The sequence below is a fragment of the Streptomyces sp. CO7 genome (assembly GCF_053474865.1).
In genome coordinates, this window is record NZ_JBRIOU010000004.1 from 69856 (window position 1) to 70379 (window position 524).

Here is a 524-nt window from a genome sequence, read left to right on the forward strand (position 1 = left end):
GGACGCCGCCGGCCGTGGCGGCGGGAGCGGCGGTGGCCGTCCCGCTGGTGGTGGCGCCGCTGCAGGCGCTGATCGCCCGGCCGGGACCGCCGCCGATGGCCCCGGAGACGGGTTTCTACCCCTCGGGCCACACGGCCACGGCGGTCGTCCTCTACGGCGTCGCGGCGCTGCTGCTCCTGCCCTGGCTGCGGCGGCGGGCGGCGCGGCTCGTCGTGGTCCTGCTGTGGGCGGCGCTGGTCGCGGGCACGGCCGTGGGGCTGGTGCGGCACGGCTACCACTGGCCGCTGGACGTCCTGGGCAGCCTCACCGCCGGCACGGCGGTCCTCACCGCGCGCACCGGCGGCTCCGCCGCCCCGCCTGCCGGGCAGGCCGCGCCGGACGACGCGGAGGCCGGGCCGCCCGGGGACGTCAGGTGCCGTTGAGGCCGGCCACCGCCTCGTGCATCGCGATCTCCAGCAGCACGGGGTCCGTCAGCAGCCCCGTCCCGTCGGGCGGGACCACCCACCGCATGCGGCCCCCGGCCC

Annotated in this window: 1 protein-coding gene; it reads left to right on the top strand. The window is 80.2% G+C overall.

The genetic code is table 11. The features are described from left to right. Positions 1-422, top strand: a 422-nt coding sequence (locus tag ACOV8S_RS12970) for a phosphatase PAP2 family protein (RefSeq protein WP_448317983.1), incomplete at its 5' end; no start/stop codon positions are given. Positions 423-524: the final 102 nt, after the last annotated feature.